We start from the raw sequence: 18217 nt of genomic DNA on the forward strand, positions 1-18217 counted from the left end.
AATGCTCGGCATTGCACTCTACGGGGGGTCCTGACGACTCCTGATCGCTCTGTGACTGATCGTCACAGTGGGGTGACTGTCCGTTATGGGGCGGTCCATCGGCTTCCGCCGCTGATGAACACCTCGGAGGGCAATTCCATCGGTTTGGCCGTCGAGGCTGGACGGATGGTGTAGTTGTAGTGCCGAGGACAAGCCGTTCGTCCTATAACCGACTCGGCCCGCGTATGTCCATTTCGGGCAACGCGGGCCAAGGTGCAGAATTTAGAGGAAAGAACCGAGATGGTTCGGTTCTCCCGAGGAGGCCGCTCATGACCGCTCGCACCCCTGATGCCGAGCCGCTGCTGACCCCGGCTGAGGTTGCCACGATGTTCCGCGTGGACCCGAAGACGGTCACCCGCTGGGCCAAGGCTGGCAAGCTCACGTCCATCCGCACCCTGGGTGGACACCGCCGTTACCGCGAGGCCGAGGTTCGCGCACTGCTCGCGGGAATCCCGCAGCAGCGCAGCGAGGCCTGAGGTCGCGCAAGCACCCCGCTTTACCGGGCTTGAATCGGGTCCCCCAATCCGATGAAACCCAAGGCTTCAAACGCTTGGACCTGCCCCAACAGGTTCTTGTCGTCAGATCGCGCTGGACTCCGCCGGGTCCAGCGCGATCTTTTTTATGCCCGGGGAGGGTGGGACCGGGCGGACGCGGAAGGTCGGCGGGGTGGGTGCCATTGCACATATTAAATCGAGCATGCGTATGGGTGCGATAAATGTATGAGTCTCAAAAACTCATGTGGTGACTCCCGTCACAGGCAGTGACCCTTGTGCGACGCGCAATGCACCCGTAAGGGGACGTGCGTCGCAGAGTGCCTCATGCGGATGGGGGATCCTCGCCGCGGAGCCCGGACGGGAGTGGAGGGGAGCGCGGCGGGAGTGGAGGGAGCGCGGCGGGAGCGGGCAGGGGCGCGCGGCGGTCGGTCGGGGCCGCGCTCTGGACGGCGGCAGCTCACGTCACACGCAACAGGGCCCGCATCCCTGGGGGATGCGGGCCCTGCTCTTCTTGCGAACCTGACGGGACTTGAACCCGCGACCTCCACCTTGACAGGGTGGCGAGCTAACCAACTGCTCCACAGGTCCTCGATTTGCAGCCGCTGGGCGGCTACGAATCAGACTGTACCCCAGCTCAGGGGGTGCAGTCGAACCCGATCAGCGGGCCGGCCCCGGGGCCGCCGCATCCACCGCCTTCACGATCCGCTTGTCGGAGACCGGATACGCGGTCCCGAGCGCGTGCGCGAAGTAGCTGACCCGGAGTTCCTCGATCATCCAGCGGATGTCGGTGACCGCGGACGGCACCGGCCGGCCCTTCGGAAGCTGCTCCAGCAGCCACGCGTACTCGTCCTGCATCTCGTGCACCTTCTGCATGCGCGTGGTGTCGCGCTGGGCGCCCGTCGGCATCTGCTGGAGCCGCCGGTCCACCGCCACCAGGTAGCGCATCAGGTCCGGCAGCCGGCGCAGGCCCGTCAGGGTCACGAAGCCGGGCGGTACGAGGGCCGCCAGCTGCGTCCTGACGTCCTGCACGTTCGCCACCAGGGCCAGGCTGTTCGTGGCCTTCAGGCGGCGCTCACAGGCCTGCCAGGCGGCCAGCACCTGCTGTACCTGGGCCACCGTCCGCACGGTCGTGTCCACGAGGTCCGCGCGGACGGCCTCGTAGAGGGCGCGGAAGGCCGCCTCGTCCCAGGCCGGGCCGCCGTGGTCGGCGATCAGCTTGTCGGCCGCGGCGGTGGCGCAGTCGTCGAACAGCGCCTGGATGGAGCCGTGCGGATTGCGGGACAGGGCCAGCTTCTGCTGGTTGGTCAGGTGGTCCGAGGCGAACTTCGCCGGGTTCACCGGGATGTTCAGCAGGATCAGCCGCCGCGTGCCCAGCCACATCGCCCGCTGCTGCTCGGCCTCCGTGTCGAAGAGCCGTACGGAGACGCTCGCGCCCTCGTCCACGAGCGCCGGGTACGCCTTCACCGGCTGCCCCGCCCGGCGGGTCTCGAAGACCTTGGTCAGCGTGCCGATCGTCCAGTCGGTGAGCCCCGTGCGCTCCAGCGACTCCCCGCCCGCGCGTTCGGCGGTGGCGGCGGCGGCCTTGGAGAGGGCCTGGCGGGCCTTCGGCTTCAGCTTCAGCCGCAGGGCTTCGAGGTCCTTGTCCTCGGCGAGGTTCTTGCGGCGCTCGTCGATGATCCGGAAGGTGATCTTGAGGTGGTCCGGGATCCGGTCGAGGTCGAAGTCCTCGGCGGAGACCGGGACCCCGACCATCCGCTGGAGTTCGCGCGCCAGGGTGACCGGCAGCGGCTCCTGCAGGGGCACGGCGGCGGCCAGGAAGCGCGTCGCGAAGTTCGGCGCCGGTACGTAGTGCCGGCGGATCGGCTTCGGCAGTGACCGGATCAGCTCGGTGACCACCTCCTCGCGCAGGCCCGGGATCTGCCAGTCGAAGCCCTCGTCGGTGACCTGGTTCAGCACCTGGAGCGGGATGTGGACGGTCACGCCGTCCGCGTCCGCGCCCGGCTCGAACTGGTACGTCACCCGGAACTTCAGCTGCCCCTGGCGCCAGGAGTCCGGGTAGTCGGCCTTGGTGACCCCGGCCGCCTTCTCCGTCAGCAGCATCTCGCGCTCGAAGTCGAGGAGTTCCGGCTCCTCCCGCTTCTTGTGCTTCCACCAGGAGTCGAAGTGCGCGCCCGAGACCACGTGCTCGGGGATCCGCTGGTCGTAGAAGTCGAAGAGGGTCTCGTCGTCCACGACGATGTCGCGGCGCCGCGCCCGGTTCTCCAGCTCCTCGACCTCGGTGAGCAGCTTGCGGTTGTCCGCGTAGAACTTGTGGTGCGTGCGCCAGTCACCCTCGACGAGCGCGTTGCGGATGAACAGCTCGCGCGAGACCTCGGCGTCGATCCGGCCGTAATTGATCTTCCGCTGCGCGACGATCGGCACGCCGTACAGCGTGACCTTCTCGTACGCCATGACGGCCGCCTGGTCCTTCTCCCAGTGCGGTTCGCTGTACGTGCGCTTGATCAGGTGCTGGGCGAGCGGTTCGACCCACTCCGGCTCCACCTTGGCGTTGACCCGGGCCCACAGCCGCGAGGTCTCCACCAGCTCCGCCGACATCAGGAACTTCGGCTGCTTCTTGAACAGCGCCGAGCCCGGGAAGATCGCGAACTTGGCGGACCGGGCCCCCAGGTACTCGTTCTTGTCGGTGTCCTTGAGGCCGATGTGCGAGAGCAGGCCGGCCAGCAGCGAGATGTGCACGCTCGTCTCGGGGGCGTCGCCCTCGTTGACGTGGATGCCCATGCCCTTGGCGACCGTGCGCAGCTGCGAGTAGATGTCCTGCCACTCGCGGATCCGCAGGAAGTTCAGGTACTCCTGCTTGCACATCCGGCGGAACGAGGACGAGCCGCGCTCCTTCTGCTGCTCGCGGACGTAGCGCCACATGTTGAGGAACGAGAGGAAGTCGCTGGTCTCGTCCTTGAAGCGGGCGTGGTTCTGGTCGGCCTGCGTCTGCTTGTCCGAGGGCCGCTCGCGCGGGTCCTGGATGGACAGGGCCGCCGCGATGACCATGACCTCGCGGACGCAGTTGTTCTTGTCGGCCTCGACGACCATGCGGGCCAGGCGCGGGTCCACGGGCAGCTGGGAGAGCTGGCGGCCCATCGGCGTGAGCCGCTTCTTCGGATCCTTCTCGGCCGGGTCCAGCGCGCCGAGTTCCTGGAGCAGCTGGACGCCGTCGCGGATGTTGCGGTGGTCCGGCGGGTCGATGAAGGGGAACTTCTCGATCTCGCCGAGGCCGGCCGCGGTCATCTGGAGGATGACGGAGGCGAGGTTGGTGCGCAGGATCTCGGCGTCCGTGAACTCGGGACGGGAGAGGAAGTCGTCCTCGGAGTAGAGCCGGATGCAGATGCCGTCGCTGGTACGGCCGCAGCGGCCCTTGCGCTGGTTGGCGCTGGCCTGGGAGATCCGCTCGATGGGCAGGCGCTGGACCTTGGTGCGGTGGCTGTAGCGGGAGATGCGGGCGGTGCCCGGGTCGATCACGTACTTGATGCCGGGGACGGTGAGGGAGGTCTCGGCGACGTTGGTCGCGAGAACGATCCTTCGCCCCGTGTGCTGCTGGAACACGCGGTGCTGTTCGGCGTGCGAGAGGCGGGCGTAGAGGGGGAGGACTTCGGTGAAGCGGAGATTGCGCTTGTCGAGGGCGTCCGCGGTGTCGCGGATCTCGCGCTCGCCGGAGAGGAAGACCAGGACGTCCCCGGGGCCCTCGGACTGGAGCTCGTCGACGGCCTCGCAGATCGCTGTGATCTGGTCGCGGTCGCTGTCTTCGGAATCCTCTTCGAGCAGGGGCCGGTAGCGGAGCTCCACCGGGTACGTACGGCCGCTGACCTCGACGATCGGGGCGTCGCCGAAATGGCGGGAGAAGCGCTCCGGGTCGATGGTCGCGGAGGTGATCACGACCTTGAGGTCGGGGCGCTTCGGCAGCAGCTGGGAGAGGTAGCCCAGCAGGAAGTCGATGTTGAGGCTGCGCTCGTGGGCCTCGTCGATGATGATCGTGTCGTACGCGCGCAGCTCGCGGTCCGTCTGGATCTCGGCGAGCAGGATGCCGTCGGTCATCAGCTTCACGAAGGTCGCGTCCTGGTCCACCTGGTCGGTGAACCGCACCTTCCAGCCGACCGTCTGGCCGATCTCGGACTTCAGCTCCTCGGCGATCCGCTCCGCGACCGTGCGGGCGGCGATCCGGCGGGGCTGCGTGTGCCCGATCATGCCCCGGACGCCGCGGCCCAGCTCCATGCAGATCTTGGGGATCTGCGTGGTTTTGCCGGAACCGGTCTCACCGGCGACGATCACGACCTGGTGGTCGCGTATCGCCTCGGCGATCTCGTCCTTCTTCTGGCTGACGGGCAGGTTCTCGGGATACGTGACCTCAGGCATCCGCGAGGCACGGCCGGCCAGTCGCGCGGCGGCCTTCTCGGCCTCCGCGGCGATCTCGTCGAGCACGGCCTGCTTGGCCTCGGGCTTTCGGATGCGGCGGGCGCCTTCGAGGCGGCGGCCGAGGCGGTGCGCGTCACGGAGGGAGATCTCACCGAGAAGCGTCTGCAGGGCGGCGAAGGAAGTAGACATACCTGATCGAGGATCTCACCCGCAGGCGCTGGGTGGCGAACGCATTTGTGCCCCCTCCCCGTACCATTTCGGGACGAGATCGTCTGAACCGACCTGTTGACCGAGGGAGAGGCCCGCCGTGTACCGCTTCCGTGGTGTCCGGTGCCTGCTCGGCGCCGTGATCGCGGTTCTGGTCGGCTGTGCGGTGCCCGCCGCGGCGCTTCCGGTTCTGGCTCTGGTTCCGGGTTCGATTCCGGGTTCGATTCCGGGTTCAATTCCGGTTTCGGCCCCGGTTTCGGCTGAGGCCGCGACCGCTCCCGCGGCGCACGCCGTGGGCTCCGCCGAGCGGGGGCCCGCCTGCGACCCCGGGAGCCGGGATCGCGGGCAGGCTCCGGGGGTGCCGCCGCGCGGCGCCGGGGAGCACGCGCACGCCCCGCTGGGGCGGCCCGCGGCGGAGCAGGTCTGGGCGGACCGGACGCCGGCGGTGCGGGTTCTCGTACGGGGGCCGGATCAGCCGGCTCCCGGGCCCGTGGAGCTGTCCGTGATGCGGGTGTAGAGGACCGGCCCTCCGCCGGTCCGATTCACCACCCGCAGCTCTGGAGCACCCGTATGCCTTCTTCCACTTCCCGTTCCTCCTCTTCTTCCTCCCCCGCTTCCGCGCGCAAACGGCTGCTGATCTCCGCCGGGGTCGCGGTCGCCGCCGTCACCCTCGGGATCGTGTCCTGGCAGGCCACCGCGCCCGAGGACCGGCCCGACCGGAGCTCCTCCTCATCCGCCGCGGCCGCGCCCAAGGGGTCCGACGTCCACGCCGAGCTGGCGAAGCTCGCCCGCCGCGAGGCCGGGGACAAGCTGGCCGTCGGCAGGGCGGACGCCCCCGTCGTGCTGATCGAGTACTCCGACTTCAAGTGCGGCTACTGCGGGAAGTTCGCCCGCGACACCGAGCCCGAACTGGTGAAGAAGTACGTGGACGAGGGCACGCTGCGCATCGAGTGGCGCAACTTCCCGATCTTCGGAGCCGACTCCGAGACCGCCGCCAAGGCCGCCTGGGCCGCCGGGCAGCAGGACCGGTTCGCGCGGTTCCACGCGGCCGCCTACGCCGACGGGGCCAAGGAGAAGGGCTTCGGCCGGGCACGGCTGCTGGAGCTGGCCCGTGAGGCCGGGGTCCCGGACATGGAGCGCTTCGAGAAGGACATGGCGGGCGAAGCCGCCGCGGCCGCCCTCCAGAAGGACCAGGAGGAGGGCTACCGCATCGGCGTCACCTCCACCCCGTCCTTCCTGGTCAACGGGCAGCCGATCGCGGGCGCCCAGCCGCTCGACGCCTTCGCCGCGGCGATCGCCGACGCCAAGGCACGGGCCGGGGCCGGCCCGCAGGCCGACGACCGGTCGGCGCGGTGAGCGGCGTCGGCGACATCGGGTACCTGGCCGCACTGCTGGGCGGACTGCTCGCGCTGCTCAGCCCGTGCAGCGCCCTGCTGCTGCCCGCGTTCTTCGCCTACTCGATCGACTCCACCTCGCGGCTGCTCGCGCGGACCGGGATCTTCTACGCCGGCCTCGCGAGCACCCTCGTACCGCTGGGCGCGGCGGGCTCGTACGCCGGACGGTTCTTCCACGGCAACAGGGACGGGCTCGTCCTGGCGGGCGGCTGGCTGATCATCGCGCTCGGGCTCGCGCAGATCCTGGGCCTGGGCTTCGCCTCGAAGCGGATCTCGGAGCTGTCGGGGCGGATCCGGCCGACCACCGCCCTGTCGGTGTTCGCGCTCGGGGCGGTCTACGGGCTGGCCGGGTTCTGCGCCGGCCCGATCCTCGGCAGCGTCCTGACGGTGGCGGCGGTCAGCGGCAGCCCGGTCTACGGCGGGCTGCTGCTGGCGGTGTACGCGCTGGGGATGGCCGTACCGCTGTTCCTGCTGGCGCTGCTGTGGGAGCGGTTCGAGCTGGGCCGGCGGCGCTGGCTGCGCGGGCGGGCCGTCCGGGTGGGCCGCTTCGAGCTGCACACCACCTCGCTGCTGTCGGGGCTGTTCTTCATCACCCTGGGCGCGCTGTTCCTCGCGTACGACGGGGCGAGCGCGCTGCCGGGCCTGCTCGACGTGGACGATTCGTACGCGGCGGAGCAGTGGGTCCGGTCGTTCGCGGACGCGGTTCCGGACTGGGCGCTGCTCGGGCTGGTGGCGGCGGGCGCGGCCGCGGTCGGCGTGACGCAGTGGCGCCGCCGTACGACCGGCCCGGAGGGGGAGAAGGAGTAACGCGGAAGGCCCCGTCCGATGGACGGGGCCTTCTTGTGGTGGCTGGGGCCGGGGTCGAACCGGCGACCTATCGCTTTTCAGGCGATCGCTCGTACCAACTGAGCTACCCAGCCACGAAACCGTTTCCGGCTTCAGCGAACCTGACGGGACTTGAACCCGCGACCTCCACCTTGACAGGGTGGCGAGCTAACCAACTGCTCCACAGGTCCTTGCAGTGTGCGAGACAAGTCTCGCACAAGGTAATGCGTACCCCCAACGGGATTCGAACCCGTGCTACCGCCTTGAAAGGGCGGCGTCCTGGGCCACTAGACGATGAGGGCTAAAGGCCCGCCGGGCACTTCATCAGCGCGTCGGGGACGTGAGAAGCATATGGGATCCGGGGAGCTATCGCCAAAACGGTTTCCCCCCACATGCGGGAGGTGCCCCCGCCGGAGGGACAATGGCCCGGTGCTGGAGATGACGCGCGAGGAGTTCGAAGAGCTCGTCGCAGAGGCCCTGGACCGCATCCCGCCGGAGCTGACGCGGCTGATGGACAACGTGGCGGTGTTCGTCGAGGACGAACCGCCGGCGGATGACCCCGAGCTGCTCGGCCTGTACGAGGGGACCCCGCTGACGGACCGTGGCGAGTGGTACGCCGGGGTGCTGCCGGACCGGATCACGATCTACCGGAACCCCACGTTGCGGATGTGCGAGGACCGGGAGAGCGTGATCGCGGAGACGGAGGTCACCGTGGTGCACGAGATCGCCCATCACTTCGGGATCGACGACGAGCGGCTGCACGCGCTGGGGTACGGGTGACCGGTCCGGGTGGGGACGGCCCGGCGGAGGCGATCGACCCGGACGTCGACCTCCATGTGCCCGGGCAGCGCGCCGAACGGCCCGGTCCGGTGCTCGCGGCGATCGCGGCGGGCGGTGCGCTCGGGGCCTCGGCGCGGTACGGGGCCTCGCTGCTGTGGCCGGCCGCCGGGCCGGGGGCCTTCCCGTGGACGACCTTCTGGACGAACGTGCTCGGCTGCGCGCTGATCGGGGTGCTGATGGTGCTGATCAGCGAGGGCGGGCGGACGGCGCCGCATCCGCTCGTCCGGCCGTTCGCCGGGGTCGGAGTGCTCGGCGGGTTCACCACGTTCTCCACGTACGCCGTCGACTTCTCCCGGCTGCTGGACGCGGGGGAGGCCGGGCGCGCGCTGGCGTACGCCGGGCTCACGGTGGTCGCGGCGCTGGGCGCCGTGTGGGCGGGGGCCTCGGCGACCCGCCTCGCGACCGGGCTCTCCGTACGGGGCGGCCCGCGGAGGCGGGCGTGAACTGGCTGTTGGTGGTGGCGGGCGCGGTGGCGGGGGCGCCGCTGCGCTATCTGACGGACCGTGCGGTGCAGGCGCGGCACGATTCGGTGTTCCCGTGGGGGACCTTCGTGGTCAACGTCGGCGCGTGCCTGGTGCTCGGGGTGCTGACCGGCGCGGTGCTGGCAGGTGCGGCCCCGGCGCGGCTGAACCTGCTGGTGGGGCCGGGGCTGTGCGGGGCGCTGAGCACGTACTCGACGTTCTCGTACGAGACGCTGCGCCTGTACGAGCGCGGATGGCGGTTCCTGGCGGCGGCGAACGTGGCGGCCTCGGTGCTGGCGGGGCTGGGCGCGGTGACGCTGGGCTCGCAGGTGGCGCGGCAGTTGTTCGCCTGAGCTCGCAGGGGCCGTACGGCGGGGCGCCGGACGGGGCCGGGGATCGCGGACGGCCGGGGCCGGGGGGCGCGGACGGCCCGGGCCGGGGGCGCGCACAGGCCGTGCCCCCAAGGGCGTGTCTCTTACGGGGTAAAGGGAGTTGGGCACATTGACCCGCTCACCGCGGGCCCTGACCGCCCCCTCCCGGCTGCCGCCGGGGGACCCCCAGGAGGTGCCCCGTGCGCCAGTTGTCCGCTTCCCTCCGGCTGGCCGCCGCCGTGCTCGCGGTCGCGGCCACGGCGGGCTGCATGAGCGTCGGCGAGGACGGCGCGAAGCCCGGGCCCTCCTCGCCGGCGGACCGCAAGGCGGCCGCGGAAGCGGCCGCGGGTTCCGCTTCCGGCAAGGGCTCGGGGGCGCACGGCAACGGCCACGGCTCGAAGCCGGGCGCGACGGGCGAGGACGGGCGGCCGGCCGAGGACGGCAAGGCCTCCGGTGCCACCGGGGCCACCCCCAGCCCGGGTGCTCCCGCCGGGCGCCCCGGGGCCCCCTCGCCGTCGGCCGGACCGGGGGCCGGCCCCGGGGGCCAGGGCGGGCAGCAGCCGAGCTCGGGGGGATCCGGAAGCGGTGGTTCCGGTGGGACGCAGGTCACGCCGCCCCCGGCTCAGTCGCCGACCCCCGAGACGCCCGTGACTTCGCCCACTCCGCCGGCCCAGACGCCCCCGGCTCCGGAGCCCAGCCCGACGGCCTCGTAGCGGCCGCAGGTACCTCCCGGGGGTGACGGCCGATCTCCCGGATCGGCGACATCGTCGCAGGTCAGGGCGGATCAGGCCGGAACGACTTGCCAGACCCGGGGGAGGGTGCGTATGGTTATAGATCGTTTGATCCCATTGCCCGGCGCCGAATCCGAAGAGCGCCGTGTGGCGCGTACTCTCCCTAGCCGTGGCTGACCGCATTGAGGCGGTCGATTTGCGATTCACGGAGTTTGGGCGCGTGCCGAGACTCCGGAAGGTTTCGCATTTCGCATGTCCATTTCCAGTTCTGACCGTGCCGTCATGCCCGAGAACGACTCGAACGAGATCGTCGACGCCGTCGAGGCCCTTGTGGTCACCGAGGCGATCGAGGCCGCTGAAGCGGACGAGATCATCGAGGCCCTTGAGGCCGACGTGACGACCGACCAGTCCATCGACGCCGAGGCGGACGACGCCGACGCCGAGCCCACCATCACCTTCGGCGACCTCGGTCTGCCCGAGGGCGTGGTGCGCAAGCTCGCGCAGAACGGTGTCACCTCCCCCTTCCCGATCCAGGCCGCGACCATCCCGGACGCCCTGGCCGGCAAGGACATCCTCGGCCGCGGCCGCACCGGCTCCGGCAAGACCCTCTCCTTCGGTCTGCCCACCCTGGCCCGCCTGGCCGGTGGCCACACCGAGAAGAAGAAGCCCCGCGCGATCATCCTCACGCCGACGCGTGAGCTCGCGATGCAGGTCGCGGACGCCCTCCAGCCGTACGGCGACGTGCTCGGCCTCAAGATGAAGGTCGTCTGCGGCGGTACCTCGATGGGCAACCAGATCTACGCCCTGGAGCGCGGCGTCGACGTCCTCGTCGCCACCCCGGGCCGTCTGCGCGACATCATCAACCGCGGCGCCTGCTCCCTGGAGAACGTCGAGGTGGCCGTCCTCGACGAGGCCGACCAGATGGCCGACCTGGGCTTCCTGCCCGAGGTCACCGAGCTGCTCGACCAGATCCCCGGCGGCGGCCAGCGCATGCTCTTCTCCGCCACCATGGAGAACGAGATCGGCACCCTGGTCAAGCGCTACCTGTCCAACCCCGTCACGCACGAGGTCGACAGCGCGCAGGGCAACGTCACGACCATGACGCACCACGTCCTCGTCGTGAAGCCGAAGGACAAGGCGCCGGTCACGGCCGCCATCGCCGCCCGCAAGGGCCGCACCATCATCTTCGTCCGCACCCAGCTGGGCGCCGACCGCATCGCCGAGCAGCTCGTCGAGGCCGGCGTGAAGGCCGACGCGCTGCACGGCGGCATGACGCAGGGCGCCCGTACCCGCGTCCTCGCGGACTTCAAGGACGGCTACGTCAACGCGCTCGTCGCCACCGACGTCGCCGCCCGAGGCATCCACGTCGACGGCATCGACCTGGTCCTGAACGTGGACCCGGCCGGCGACCACAAGGACTACCTGCACCGCTCGGGCCGTACCGCCCGCGCCGGCAAGTCGGGCGTCGTGGTCTCCCTGGCCCTGCCGCACCAGCGCCGCCAGATCTTCCGCCTGATGGAGGACGCGGGCGTCGACGCCTCGCGCCACATCGTCCAGGGCGCCGGCGCCTTCGACCCGGAGGTCGCCGAGATCACCGGTGCGCGTTCGCTGACCGAGGTCCAGGCCGACTCCGCGAACAACGCCGCCAAGCAGGCCGAGCGTGAGGTCGCCGACCTCACCAAGCAGCTGGAGCGCCTGACGCGCCGTGCCGCCGAGCTGCGCGAGGAGGCCGACCGCCTGGTCGCCCGCTCCGCCCGCGAGCGCGGCGAGGACCCGGAGGCCGCTGTCGCCGAGGTGGCCGAGGCCGCCGAGGCCGAGGTCGCGGCTGCCGTCGCGGCCGCGCCGGTCGCCGAGGAGCGCCCGTCGTTCCAGTCCCGCGACGACCGCGGCAACTACGAGCGCCGCGACAACCGTCGTGACGACCGCGGTGACCGCGGTGGCGACCGTGGCGGCTTCCGCTCCGGTGGCGGCGACCGTCCCTCCGGTGGCTTCCGTTCCGGTGGCGACCGCCGCGATGACAACCGTGGTGGCGGCTTCCGTCGCGACGACCGTCCCTCCGGTGGCTTCAACCGTGACGACCGCGGTGGCGACCGTGGCGGCTTCCGCTCCGGTGGCGGCGACCGTCCGTCCGGTGGCTTCCGTTCCGGTGGCGACCGCCGCGATGACAACCGTGGTGGCGGCTTCCGTCGCGACGACCGTCCCTCCGGTGGCTTCAACCGTGACGACCGCGGTGGCGACCGTGGCGGCTTCCGCCGCGACGACCGTCCCTCCGGTGGCTTCCGCTCCGGCGGCGACCGCCCGTCCGGCGGCTTCCGTCGCGACGACCGTCCGTCGGGCGGCTTCAACCGTGACGACCGCGGTGGCGACCGTGGCGGCTTCCGCTCCGGTGGCGGCGACCGTCCGTCCGGTGGCTTCCGCTCCGGTGGTGGCGACCGCCCGTACGGCCGCCGCGACGACAACCGCCCCTCCGGCTCCGGCTCGACCGGCTCCTTCGGCGGCCGCCGCGACGACAAGCCCCGCTGGAAGCGCAACGGCTGAACCGGCCACCGGCCACCGGCCACTGAGCTGACGGCCTGACAGGGCCCCCACGACACGGTCGTGGGGGCCCTGTTCCGTCTTTTGCGAGCCGCGCCGGGCCCGGTCAGCCGATACTCGATCGGCTGACGGTTGGTCTCCGGCTATGCTCTGGGGTGAGCACGTGAGGGCCATTAGCTCAATTGGCAGAGCAGCGGACTTTTAATCCGTTGGTTGTCGGTTCGAGTCCGACATGGCCTACAGCTCCCGAAGCGCCCCACCCGATCCCTCGGGCGGGGCGCTTCCTCGTTCCGGACGTCCTGGTGAGGCTCTGGAATGATCCCCGCCCGGCGGGGTCGTAGCGCAGAGGTCGTCGCGCGCGGTCTCCAAAATCGCGAGGACGTCGGTTCGAATCCGGCCGCCCCGCCCGCGCACCGCCCGCTGAGCCGCGCGTCGGCGGCCCGCCGGGGCATTGCCGGACTCGTGTCGAGGTGGCCGCCTCCTGACCCGTCAGCGCGCCGGACGGAAGGTGTCGCGCCACCACGCTCCCGACCGCTGCTGATGCAGGCCGGGTACAAGAGCCCGCCCGCCGTCTCCGAATCGGTGGCCGCCCCTCGTCGTGCGCGGCCCAAACCGTGACGGTGGAAGGGCGCGGAGGGCAACGAGCCGGTGTGGATGTCTACATCGAGTCGGTGAGGTCCGGGCCGCGTCCGTCGACGAGGTCCGGAGCCTTGAGACCGTAGCCTTCGGCGCGGCCGAAGTATGTGGCCTCGCCCGGCTCGGCCCCGATGCCGAGCAGCGCCTCGATATCCCGCAGGGCCGCCGTGAGCCGCGGTGCGTTCCGGGCCTCGACGGCCGGGTGGGGCAGTCCTCGGAAGTCGCACGGTCCCCACACGTCGTGGTAGACGGACAGCTCGGCCGAAGGACCGATTGCGTCGGGCGACACCAGGAGCTCGATCAGGCGGTACTCGCTTCGGCTCTTCGCGTCGCCGTCCAGCCAGACACCGGACCCGTGGACGAGGATCCCCCCGATCTCGGCGGCCGGATGGCCGGCCGGCCTGCAGCCCCCGTACGTCATCCGCCAGCGCGGTGTCATGGAGGGAGCGGCCTACGAGACTGAGCCGGGACGTGATGCCGAGGCCGCCCTTGCCGACCTGGAACCAGCTCCATTCGAGGGCGGTCGGCTCCAGCAGGCCGTGCTTCCCCAAAATGGCGGACCTGCGTGCCGCGGTCGCGAGCGCCGCGTCAAGGCCGGGTTCCGTCACTTCGTCCAGGTCCCAGAACCACGCCACATGCCCTCCGGGCACGCATCAGAGTCGACATCCAATTTCCTTATGGCCTGGCGGAGTTGGTTGGAAAAACGGTGATGGATCCGTCGTTGGATCGTAGCTCGTTGGTCTGAAGCTCAGCGGCGTGGTCAGTTCCTTGTGATTGGGAATGTCCGCAAACCGTCCGCTCGCTATGTAGTCGGCCACGGCCGCGCCGCATTCCGACTTCTTCAGCCGGGTCAAGAGTGACCGGAGGCTCCCGGTCGGGCAGCTCGGAGCCGCCTCCCGTGCCCTCGCCGGGTCCGGGTCCGCCGGAGCCGGGTGCACCGGCTCCCGTCTCACCGTGGCCGCCGCCGGTGGATGGGCCGGGTTGTTGGTGGGGCCGTGTGGGGCCGTCCCGCACATCAACCAGATCTACCGGGCCATCCGCCTCGTCCGCGAGGCCGCCGGTCTCGACGCCGCCGCCCTGCTCGCCCCGTCCCCGTACGCCCGCGCCAGGACGCCGGACCTCGGCCCAGGCCGGTTTTCCTGCCGTCTGTGCGGCTCTGACCTGCGGTTATGTGGGTTCTGGAGGTGGCGGGAGAGTTAATTGGCGCGAGCCCTCCCCGCGATGACGTAGAGTTGTGTTTACCGACGCGGGGTGGAGCAGCTCGGTAGCTCGCTGGGCTCATAACCCAGAGGTCGCAGGTTCAAATCCTGTCCCCGCTACTCAGTACGAAGGCCCGGTTCCCCTTGGGAACCGGGCCTTCGTCGTTCTCCTCTCCTTCCCCGGCCCTCACCCGATCGGCCCGGGCCGGGTCGCCGTACGATCCCCCCGCCGCCAGCCTTGAGGGGCGATGCGGAGGCGGCCCGCACCCGCGCGAGGGACCGGGCAGGAGAGCGCGTGTTGGGGCTGGGTCGGCAGCGGGGCGGCGACGAGGACCCGGGCGGCACCGGCACCGGCACCGGCACCGGTGCGGCCCGCAAGGTGGTCCGCGTCCTCCCGGCCGTGCTGATCGCAGGCGGACTGGCCTTCGACCTGCTGACCCCGCCCAGCTACACCGGATCCCCCTTCTTCTCCGCGGCCCCGCTGATCGCCGCCCCGCTGTCCTCCCTGCGCGTCACGGTCCTCACCGGTGTGCTCGCCTCGCTCGCGGTGGTCCTGCTGCACCTCCTCAACGGCACCACCTGGAGGGTCGAGGCCCTGACCGAGCTGGTCACCGTCATGACCGTCTCCGGGCTCGCGATCCTGACCAACCGGGTCGTCCGGCGCAGCGGCGAGCGACTCGCCTCGGCCCGCGAGATCGCCGAGGCCGCCCAGCGCGCCGTCCTGCCCGAGCCCGCCGAGCGCATCGCCGGCCTGCACGTCTGCGCCCGGTACGAGGCCGCTCAGGCCGACGCCTTCATCGGCGGGGACCTGTACGCCGTCCAGGACACCCCCTACGGAGTGCGGCTGGCGGTGGGTGACGTACGGGGCAAGGGGCTGGGGGCGGTGGAGGCCGTGGCCGTGGTGCTCGGCGCCTTCCGGGAGGCGGCGGAGACGGAACCCACCCTGGAGGGCCTGGCCCGGCGGCTGGAACGGGCACTGACCCGCGAGGGCACCCGGCGCGACAGCCTGGACGCGGTGGAAGGCTTCACCACCTGTGTGCTCGGCGAGATCCCGGCGGACGCCCGGGTGCTGCGCCTGGTGAACCGGGGCCACCCCGAGCCGTTGCTGCTGCACGCCGACGGGCGGCTGGCGGTCCTCGCCCCTGCGGAGCCCGCGCTGCCGCTCGGCATGGGGGAGCTGGGCGCGGCCTGGCCGGACCGCGCCGAGGAGTGGCCCTTCCCCGCCGGGGCCACCCTGCTCCTGTACACGGACGGGCTGACCGAGGCGCGGGACGCGGCGGGGGTCTTCTACGATCCGGCGGCCCGGCTGAGCGGCCGCGTATTCCCCGATCCCGCCGGGCTGCTCGGCGCGCTCAGCAGCGACGTACGCCGGCACACGGGCGGCGGGGCGACGGACGACATGGCGCTGCTCGCCGTGGGCCGGCCCGGGGAGGGTGAGCCGGAGCGACGTCGTACCGTTCCCGTGGTCGCTCCGTGACGGTGCGTGATTGAAGTGGGCCGCTCCGAAAGGTTTATGACGGCCAGTCAAGATGCGGGAGTGGCTGGAGAGATGTGGATCTTGCTTGAGTTTTGCCCGAATTGATCCACTAAGCGTCTTTAGTCATGGCCAAGGCTGCGCAATACGTGGCTGATTACTGCCATCGATCCATCACAACAGCTTGGAATCACTCCCCTCCGTATATTACCGTTCGATAACGCAGCGCGGTCGTCCAAGCCGTCGCAAGAGACGGCGCCGTGCGCGTGCGTGTCCCCCTGAGGAGTGTGGCCCGGTGGCCTCCAACTCGCCTGCCCCCGAAGGCATAGAACTCCAGGAAGGCCCCACCGCCGGCGCCTGGGGTGAGTGGAACCCCACCGAAGACTCGGCCCGCCCCCCGCGCGGCAAGCACCGGGTCGCCAAGCAGCGCGGGGGACTTGCCCGCAGCTCCACCGTGCTCGGCGTCGGCGTCATCGCGGCCGTCGGGGCCGGCGGTATCGCCACCGCGCAGGACCGGCCCCAAGTCGCCATCTCCATGCCCTCGTTGCCAGACTTCGGCATGGGCGGCGGAGGCGACGGGCAGCGGCACGCGCAGGCCGAAGGCCTCGCGGCGGACACCGCGGCCTCCGCGGGACAGACCGGGATCATCGCGCAGCAGGCGACTCAGCACGCCGACGCGGGCGCCACCCTGGTGGGCCGCATCCTCCAGCAGGCCGAGTCCCAGGAGACCGCCGCCGAGGCCCAGGCCCGGGCGCAGGCCGAGCGGGAGGCGCAGGAGGCGGCCGCCGCTGAGGCCAAGGCCAAGCGGGAGGCCGCCGAGAAGGAGGCGGAGGGCGTCCGCCTGGCCGCCGAGAAGGCGGCGAAGGAGGCGGCGGAAGCCAAGGAGGCCGCCGAGGCCAAGGCCGAACAGGAGCGCCTCACGAAGGTCTCCGGCAGCTACTCCCTCCCCACCTCCGCCTACACCCTCACCTCGCACTACGGCGACTCCGGTTCCATGTGGTCCTCCGGCCACCACACCGGCCTCGACTTCGCCGCCCCGACCGGCACCCCCGCCAAGGCCGTCGCCGCCGGGAAGATCACCTCGGCCGGCTGGTCGGGGGCGTACGGGTACCGGATCGTGCTGGAGCTGGAGGACGGTACGGAGATCTGGTACTGCCACCTGTCCTCGATGTCGGTGACCTCCGGCTCGGTCGGCGCCGGCGACACCATCGGCCGCGTCGGGGCCACCGGCAACGTCACCGGACCCCATCTCCACCTGGAAGTGCGCAGGGGTGGCTCGACGATGGACCCTCTGGCGTGGCTGGAGTCCAAGGGCCTGAGCGTCTAGCACGCGGTACGAGCGGTACGAAGACCCGCTCCAGGGGTGCCAGCGGCGCGAGGGGGACCGGCCGGGGCGGAAGAAGATCCTCCAGGACCGCCGCCCGGGCCAGCGCGGGCCCCGCCGTCGCCTTGCGCAGCCACAGCCGGCGCAGCAACTCCCGCTCCCGGCAGGCGAAATCCGGCACCCCCGCCGGGCCCCCGTGCCGGGCCCGGTGCCGCAGCAGGGCCAGCGCCGCCGCGTCCGCCTCGTACCGGGCGACGGCCCGGCCCGCCGCCCGGCCGCCGGTGGACCGGGCCAGCGCGCGGGCCAGCGACCGGGCCGGCATCGACACCAGCGCCGGCACCTCCGCCGGGCGCAGCCAGCCCGCGGCCGCGTACACCGCCAGCTCCCCGGCGACGGCCCGCAGCCGGCGCCGCCTCATGCGCACGGCCAGCCACAGCAGCAGGGCGAACACCGGGACCATCACGCAGCCGTAGACCACGTAGAACCCGTACTCCCCGAAACGCGACGAGCTGTTCCACAGCGCGTGCAGACCCATCGCGGCCAGCAGCCCGAGCAGCGGCAGACCGATCCGGCGCACCCGGCCCGCTCCGAGCGCGGCGGCCCCGAAGCCGAGTCCGGTGAGCACCGTGAACAGCGGGTGCGCGAACGGCGAGACCACGATCCGCACGAAGAAGGTCGCGGCCGTCACCGAGTCCAGCGGGGCGGCGCCGCTCTCCACGTCCTCGCCGAAGGCGTTGCCGAGGTAGAGGACGTTCTCGGTGCAGGCGAAGCCGGTGGCGGTGAACCCGGCCACCACGAACCCGTCGGCGGGTCCGGTGAACTGGCGTCTTCGGAAGGCGAACACCAGGAGCAGGGCCGCCGCCTTGGCGCTCTCCTCGACCACCGGGGCGATCGCCACCGAGCCGAGCCGGTCGGCGGCCGAGGCGTCGGCGGTGGCCGCCGTTATCCACTCGGTGGCGAAGTTGTTGGCCAGTATCGCGATCAGGGCCGCGGTGCAGGCGCCCCAGCCGAAGCAGAACAGCAACTGCGCCCAGGGGCGGGGCGCGGCCCGGCCGAGCCACCGGAAGGCCGCCATGAGCGGCGGCACCGGCAGCACGGCCAGCCCGAGGCCGACGAAGAACCCCGCGGTACCGGTCTGCTCCCGCACGAGTTCGAGGATCGCCAGCCCCGACAGCGACAGCACGGCAAACACGCACGCACGGACGCCTCGGACAGCAGGGAGCGCTCGGAACACGCGATGACTCTAGCGAGCCGCTCTGACACGCGGAGTGACGTACGCGGTT

Annotated in this window: 13 protein-coding genes and 7 tRNA genes; 13 read left to right on the plus strand and 7 right to left on the minus strand. The window is 71.4% G+C overall.

Annotated elements, in window-relative coordinates; genetic code table 11:
* Positions 1-308 precede the first annotated feature (308 nt).
* Positions 309-515, plus strand: coding sequence for a developmental transcriptional regulator BldC (gene bldC, locus AB0M92_RS34680; protein WP_003949541.1), 207 nt, complete (start codon positions 309-311; stop codon positions 513-515).
* A gap of 532 nt (positions 516-1047) precedes the next feature.
* Here bldC and AB0M92_RS34685 read toward each other — a convergent pair.
* Positions 1048-1121, minus strand: a tRNA-Asp gene (locus tag AB0M92_RS34685).
* Between the two features lie 69 nt (positions 1122-1190).
* Positions 1191-5126 carry an ATP-dependent RNA helicase HrpA gene (hrpA, locus tag AB0M92_RS34690; protein WP_366106338.1) on the minus strand — a complete coding sequence of 1312 codons (3936 nt, stop codon included), beginning with the start codon at positions 5124-5126 and terminating at the stop codon, positions 1191-1193.
* A gap of 588 nt (positions 5127-5714) precedes the next feature.
* Between hrpA and AB0M92_RS34695 the strand changes: the two genes are divergently transcribed.
* Together AB0M92_RS34695 and AB0M92_RS34700 are read left to right on the plus strand one after the other, a co-directional pair.
* Complete coding sequence (locus tag AB0M92_RS34695) at positions 5715-6500, plus strand: thioredoxin domain-containing protein (RefSeq protein ID WP_366106339.1); 786 nt, start codon at positions 5715-5717, stop codon at positions 6498-6500.
* The gene (locus tag AB0M92_RS34700) at positions 6497-7345 is read left to right on the plus strand and encodes a cytochrome c biogenesis CcdA family protein (protein ID WP_366106340.1); all 849 of its coding nucleotides are present in this window, start codon (positions 6497-6499) and stop codon (positions 7343-7345) included. Before AB0M92_RS34695 ends, AB0M92_RS34700 begins: the two co-directional genes overlap by 4 nt.
* A 36-nt stretch (positions 7346-7381) precedes the next feature.
* On the opposite strand, the gene AB0M92_RS34705 is transcribed toward AB0M92_RS34700, so the two are convergent.
* The 3 genes from AB0M92_RS34705 to AB0M92_RS34715 form a co-directional block, all read right to left on the minus strand.
* Positions 7382-7458, minus strand: a tRNA-Phe gene (locus AB0M92_RS34705).
* A 22-nt stretch (positions 7459-7480) separates the two neighbouring features.
* Positions 7481-7554: transfer RNA gene (locus tag AB0M92_RS34710), tRNA-Asp, on the minus strand.
* 38 nt (positions 7555-7592) lie between these two features.
* Positions 7593-7665 (minus strand) — tRNA-Glu (locus AB0M92_RS34715).
* Positions 7666-7792: 127 nt separating this feature from the next.
* On the opposite strand from AB0M92_RS34715, the gene AB0M92_RS34720 reads away from it, so the two are divergent.
* The 7 genes from AB0M92_RS34720 (at position 7793) to AB0M92_RS34750 (ending at position 12708) form a co-directional block, all read left to right on the plus strand.
* Positions 7793-8143 carry a metallopeptidase family protein gene (locus AB0M92_RS34720; protein ID WP_030160118.1) on the plus strand — a complete coding sequence of 117 codons (351 nt, stop codon included), beginning with the start codon at positions 7793-7795 and terminating at the stop codon, positions 8141-8143.
* Between the two features lie 32 nt (positions 8144-8175).
* A complete protein-coding gene (locus AB0M92_RS34725; RefSeq protein ID WP_366106355.1) occupies positions 8176-8646 on the plus strand; it encodes a CrcB family protein in 471 nt (156 codons plus the stop codon).
* Positions 8643-9017, plus strand: coding sequence for a CrcB family protein (locus AB0M92_RS34730; RefSeq protein WP_366106341.1), 375 nt, complete (start codon positions 8643-8645; stop codon positions 9015-9017). The genes AB0M92_RS34725 and AB0M92_RS34730 overlap by 4 nt, the downstream gene beginning before the upstream one ends.
* A gap of 218 nt (positions 9018-9235) precedes the next feature.
* Positions 9236-9748 (plus strand): hypothetical protein, encoded by a 513-nt coding sequence (locus AB0M92_RS34735; protein WP_366106342.1) that lies wholly within the window; start codon positions 9236-9238, stop codon positions 9746-9748.
* A gap of 270 nt (positions 9749-10018) precedes the next feature.
* Positions 10019-12304, plus strand: coding sequence for a DEAD/DEAH box helicase (locus AB0M92_RS34740; protein ID WP_366106343.1), 2286 nt, complete (start codon positions 10019-10021; stop codon positions 12302-12304).
* A 164-nt stretch (positions 12305-12468) separates the two neighbouring features.
* Positions 12469-12541: transfer RNA gene (locus tag AB0M92_RS34745), tRNA-Lys, on the plus strand.
* A gap of 89 nt (positions 12542-12630) precedes the next feature.
* Positions 12631-12708: transfer RNA gene (locus AB0M92_RS34750), tRNA-Trp, on the plus strand.
* A 251-nt stretch (positions 12709-12959) separates the two neighbouring features.
* On the opposite strand, the gene AB0M92_RS34755 is transcribed toward AB0M92_RS34750, so the two are convergent.
* Complete coding sequence (locus AB0M92_RS34755) at positions 12960-13376, minus strand: hypothetical protein (RefSeq protein WP_366106344.1); 417 nt, start codon at positions 13374-13376, stop codon at positions 12960-12962.
* A gap of 806 nt (positions 13377-14182) precedes the next feature.
* On the opposite strand from AB0M92_RS34755, the gene AB0M92_RS34760 reads away from it, so the two are divergent.
* The 3 genes from AB0M92_RS34760 to AB0M92_RS34770 all read left to right on the plus strand — a co-directional run bounded on the left by AB0M92_RS34760 (position 14183) and on the right by AB0M92_RS34770 (position 16937).
* A tRNA-Met gene (locus AB0M92_RS34760) sits at positions 14183-14256 on the plus strand.
* Positions 14257-14440: 184 nt separating this feature from the next.
* Positions 14441-15613 (plus strand): PP2C family protein-serine/threonine phosphatase, encoded by a 1173-nt coding sequence (locus tag AB0M92_RS34765; RefSeq protein WP_366106356.1) that lies wholly within the window; start codon positions 14441-14443, stop codon positions 15611-15613.
* A gap of 322 nt (positions 15614-15935) precedes the next feature.
* Positions 15936-16937, plus strand: a complete 1002-nt coding sequence (locus AB0M92_RS34770; RefSeq protein WP_366106357.1) for a M23 family metallopeptidase — start codon at positions 15936-15938, stop codon at positions 16935-16937.
* Here AB0M92_RS34770 and AB0M92_RS34775 read toward each other — a convergent pair.
* On the minus strand, positions 16846-18126 hold the full coding sequence (locus AB0M92_RS34775) for a PrsW family intramembrane metalloprotease (RefSeq protein ID WP_366106345.1): 1281 nt from the start codon (positions 18124-18126) through the stop codon (positions 16846-16848). The two genes, AB0M92_RS34770 and AB0M92_RS34775, sit on opposite strands and share 92 nt — an antisense overlap.
* Positions 18127-18217 lie beyond the last annotated feature (91 nt).

Origin of the sequence: Streptomyces sp. NPDC051582, assembly GCF_040681715.1 — a bacterium.
Lineage (GTDB): Bacteria > Actinomycetota > Actinomycetes > Streptomycetales > Streptomycetaceae > Streptomyces.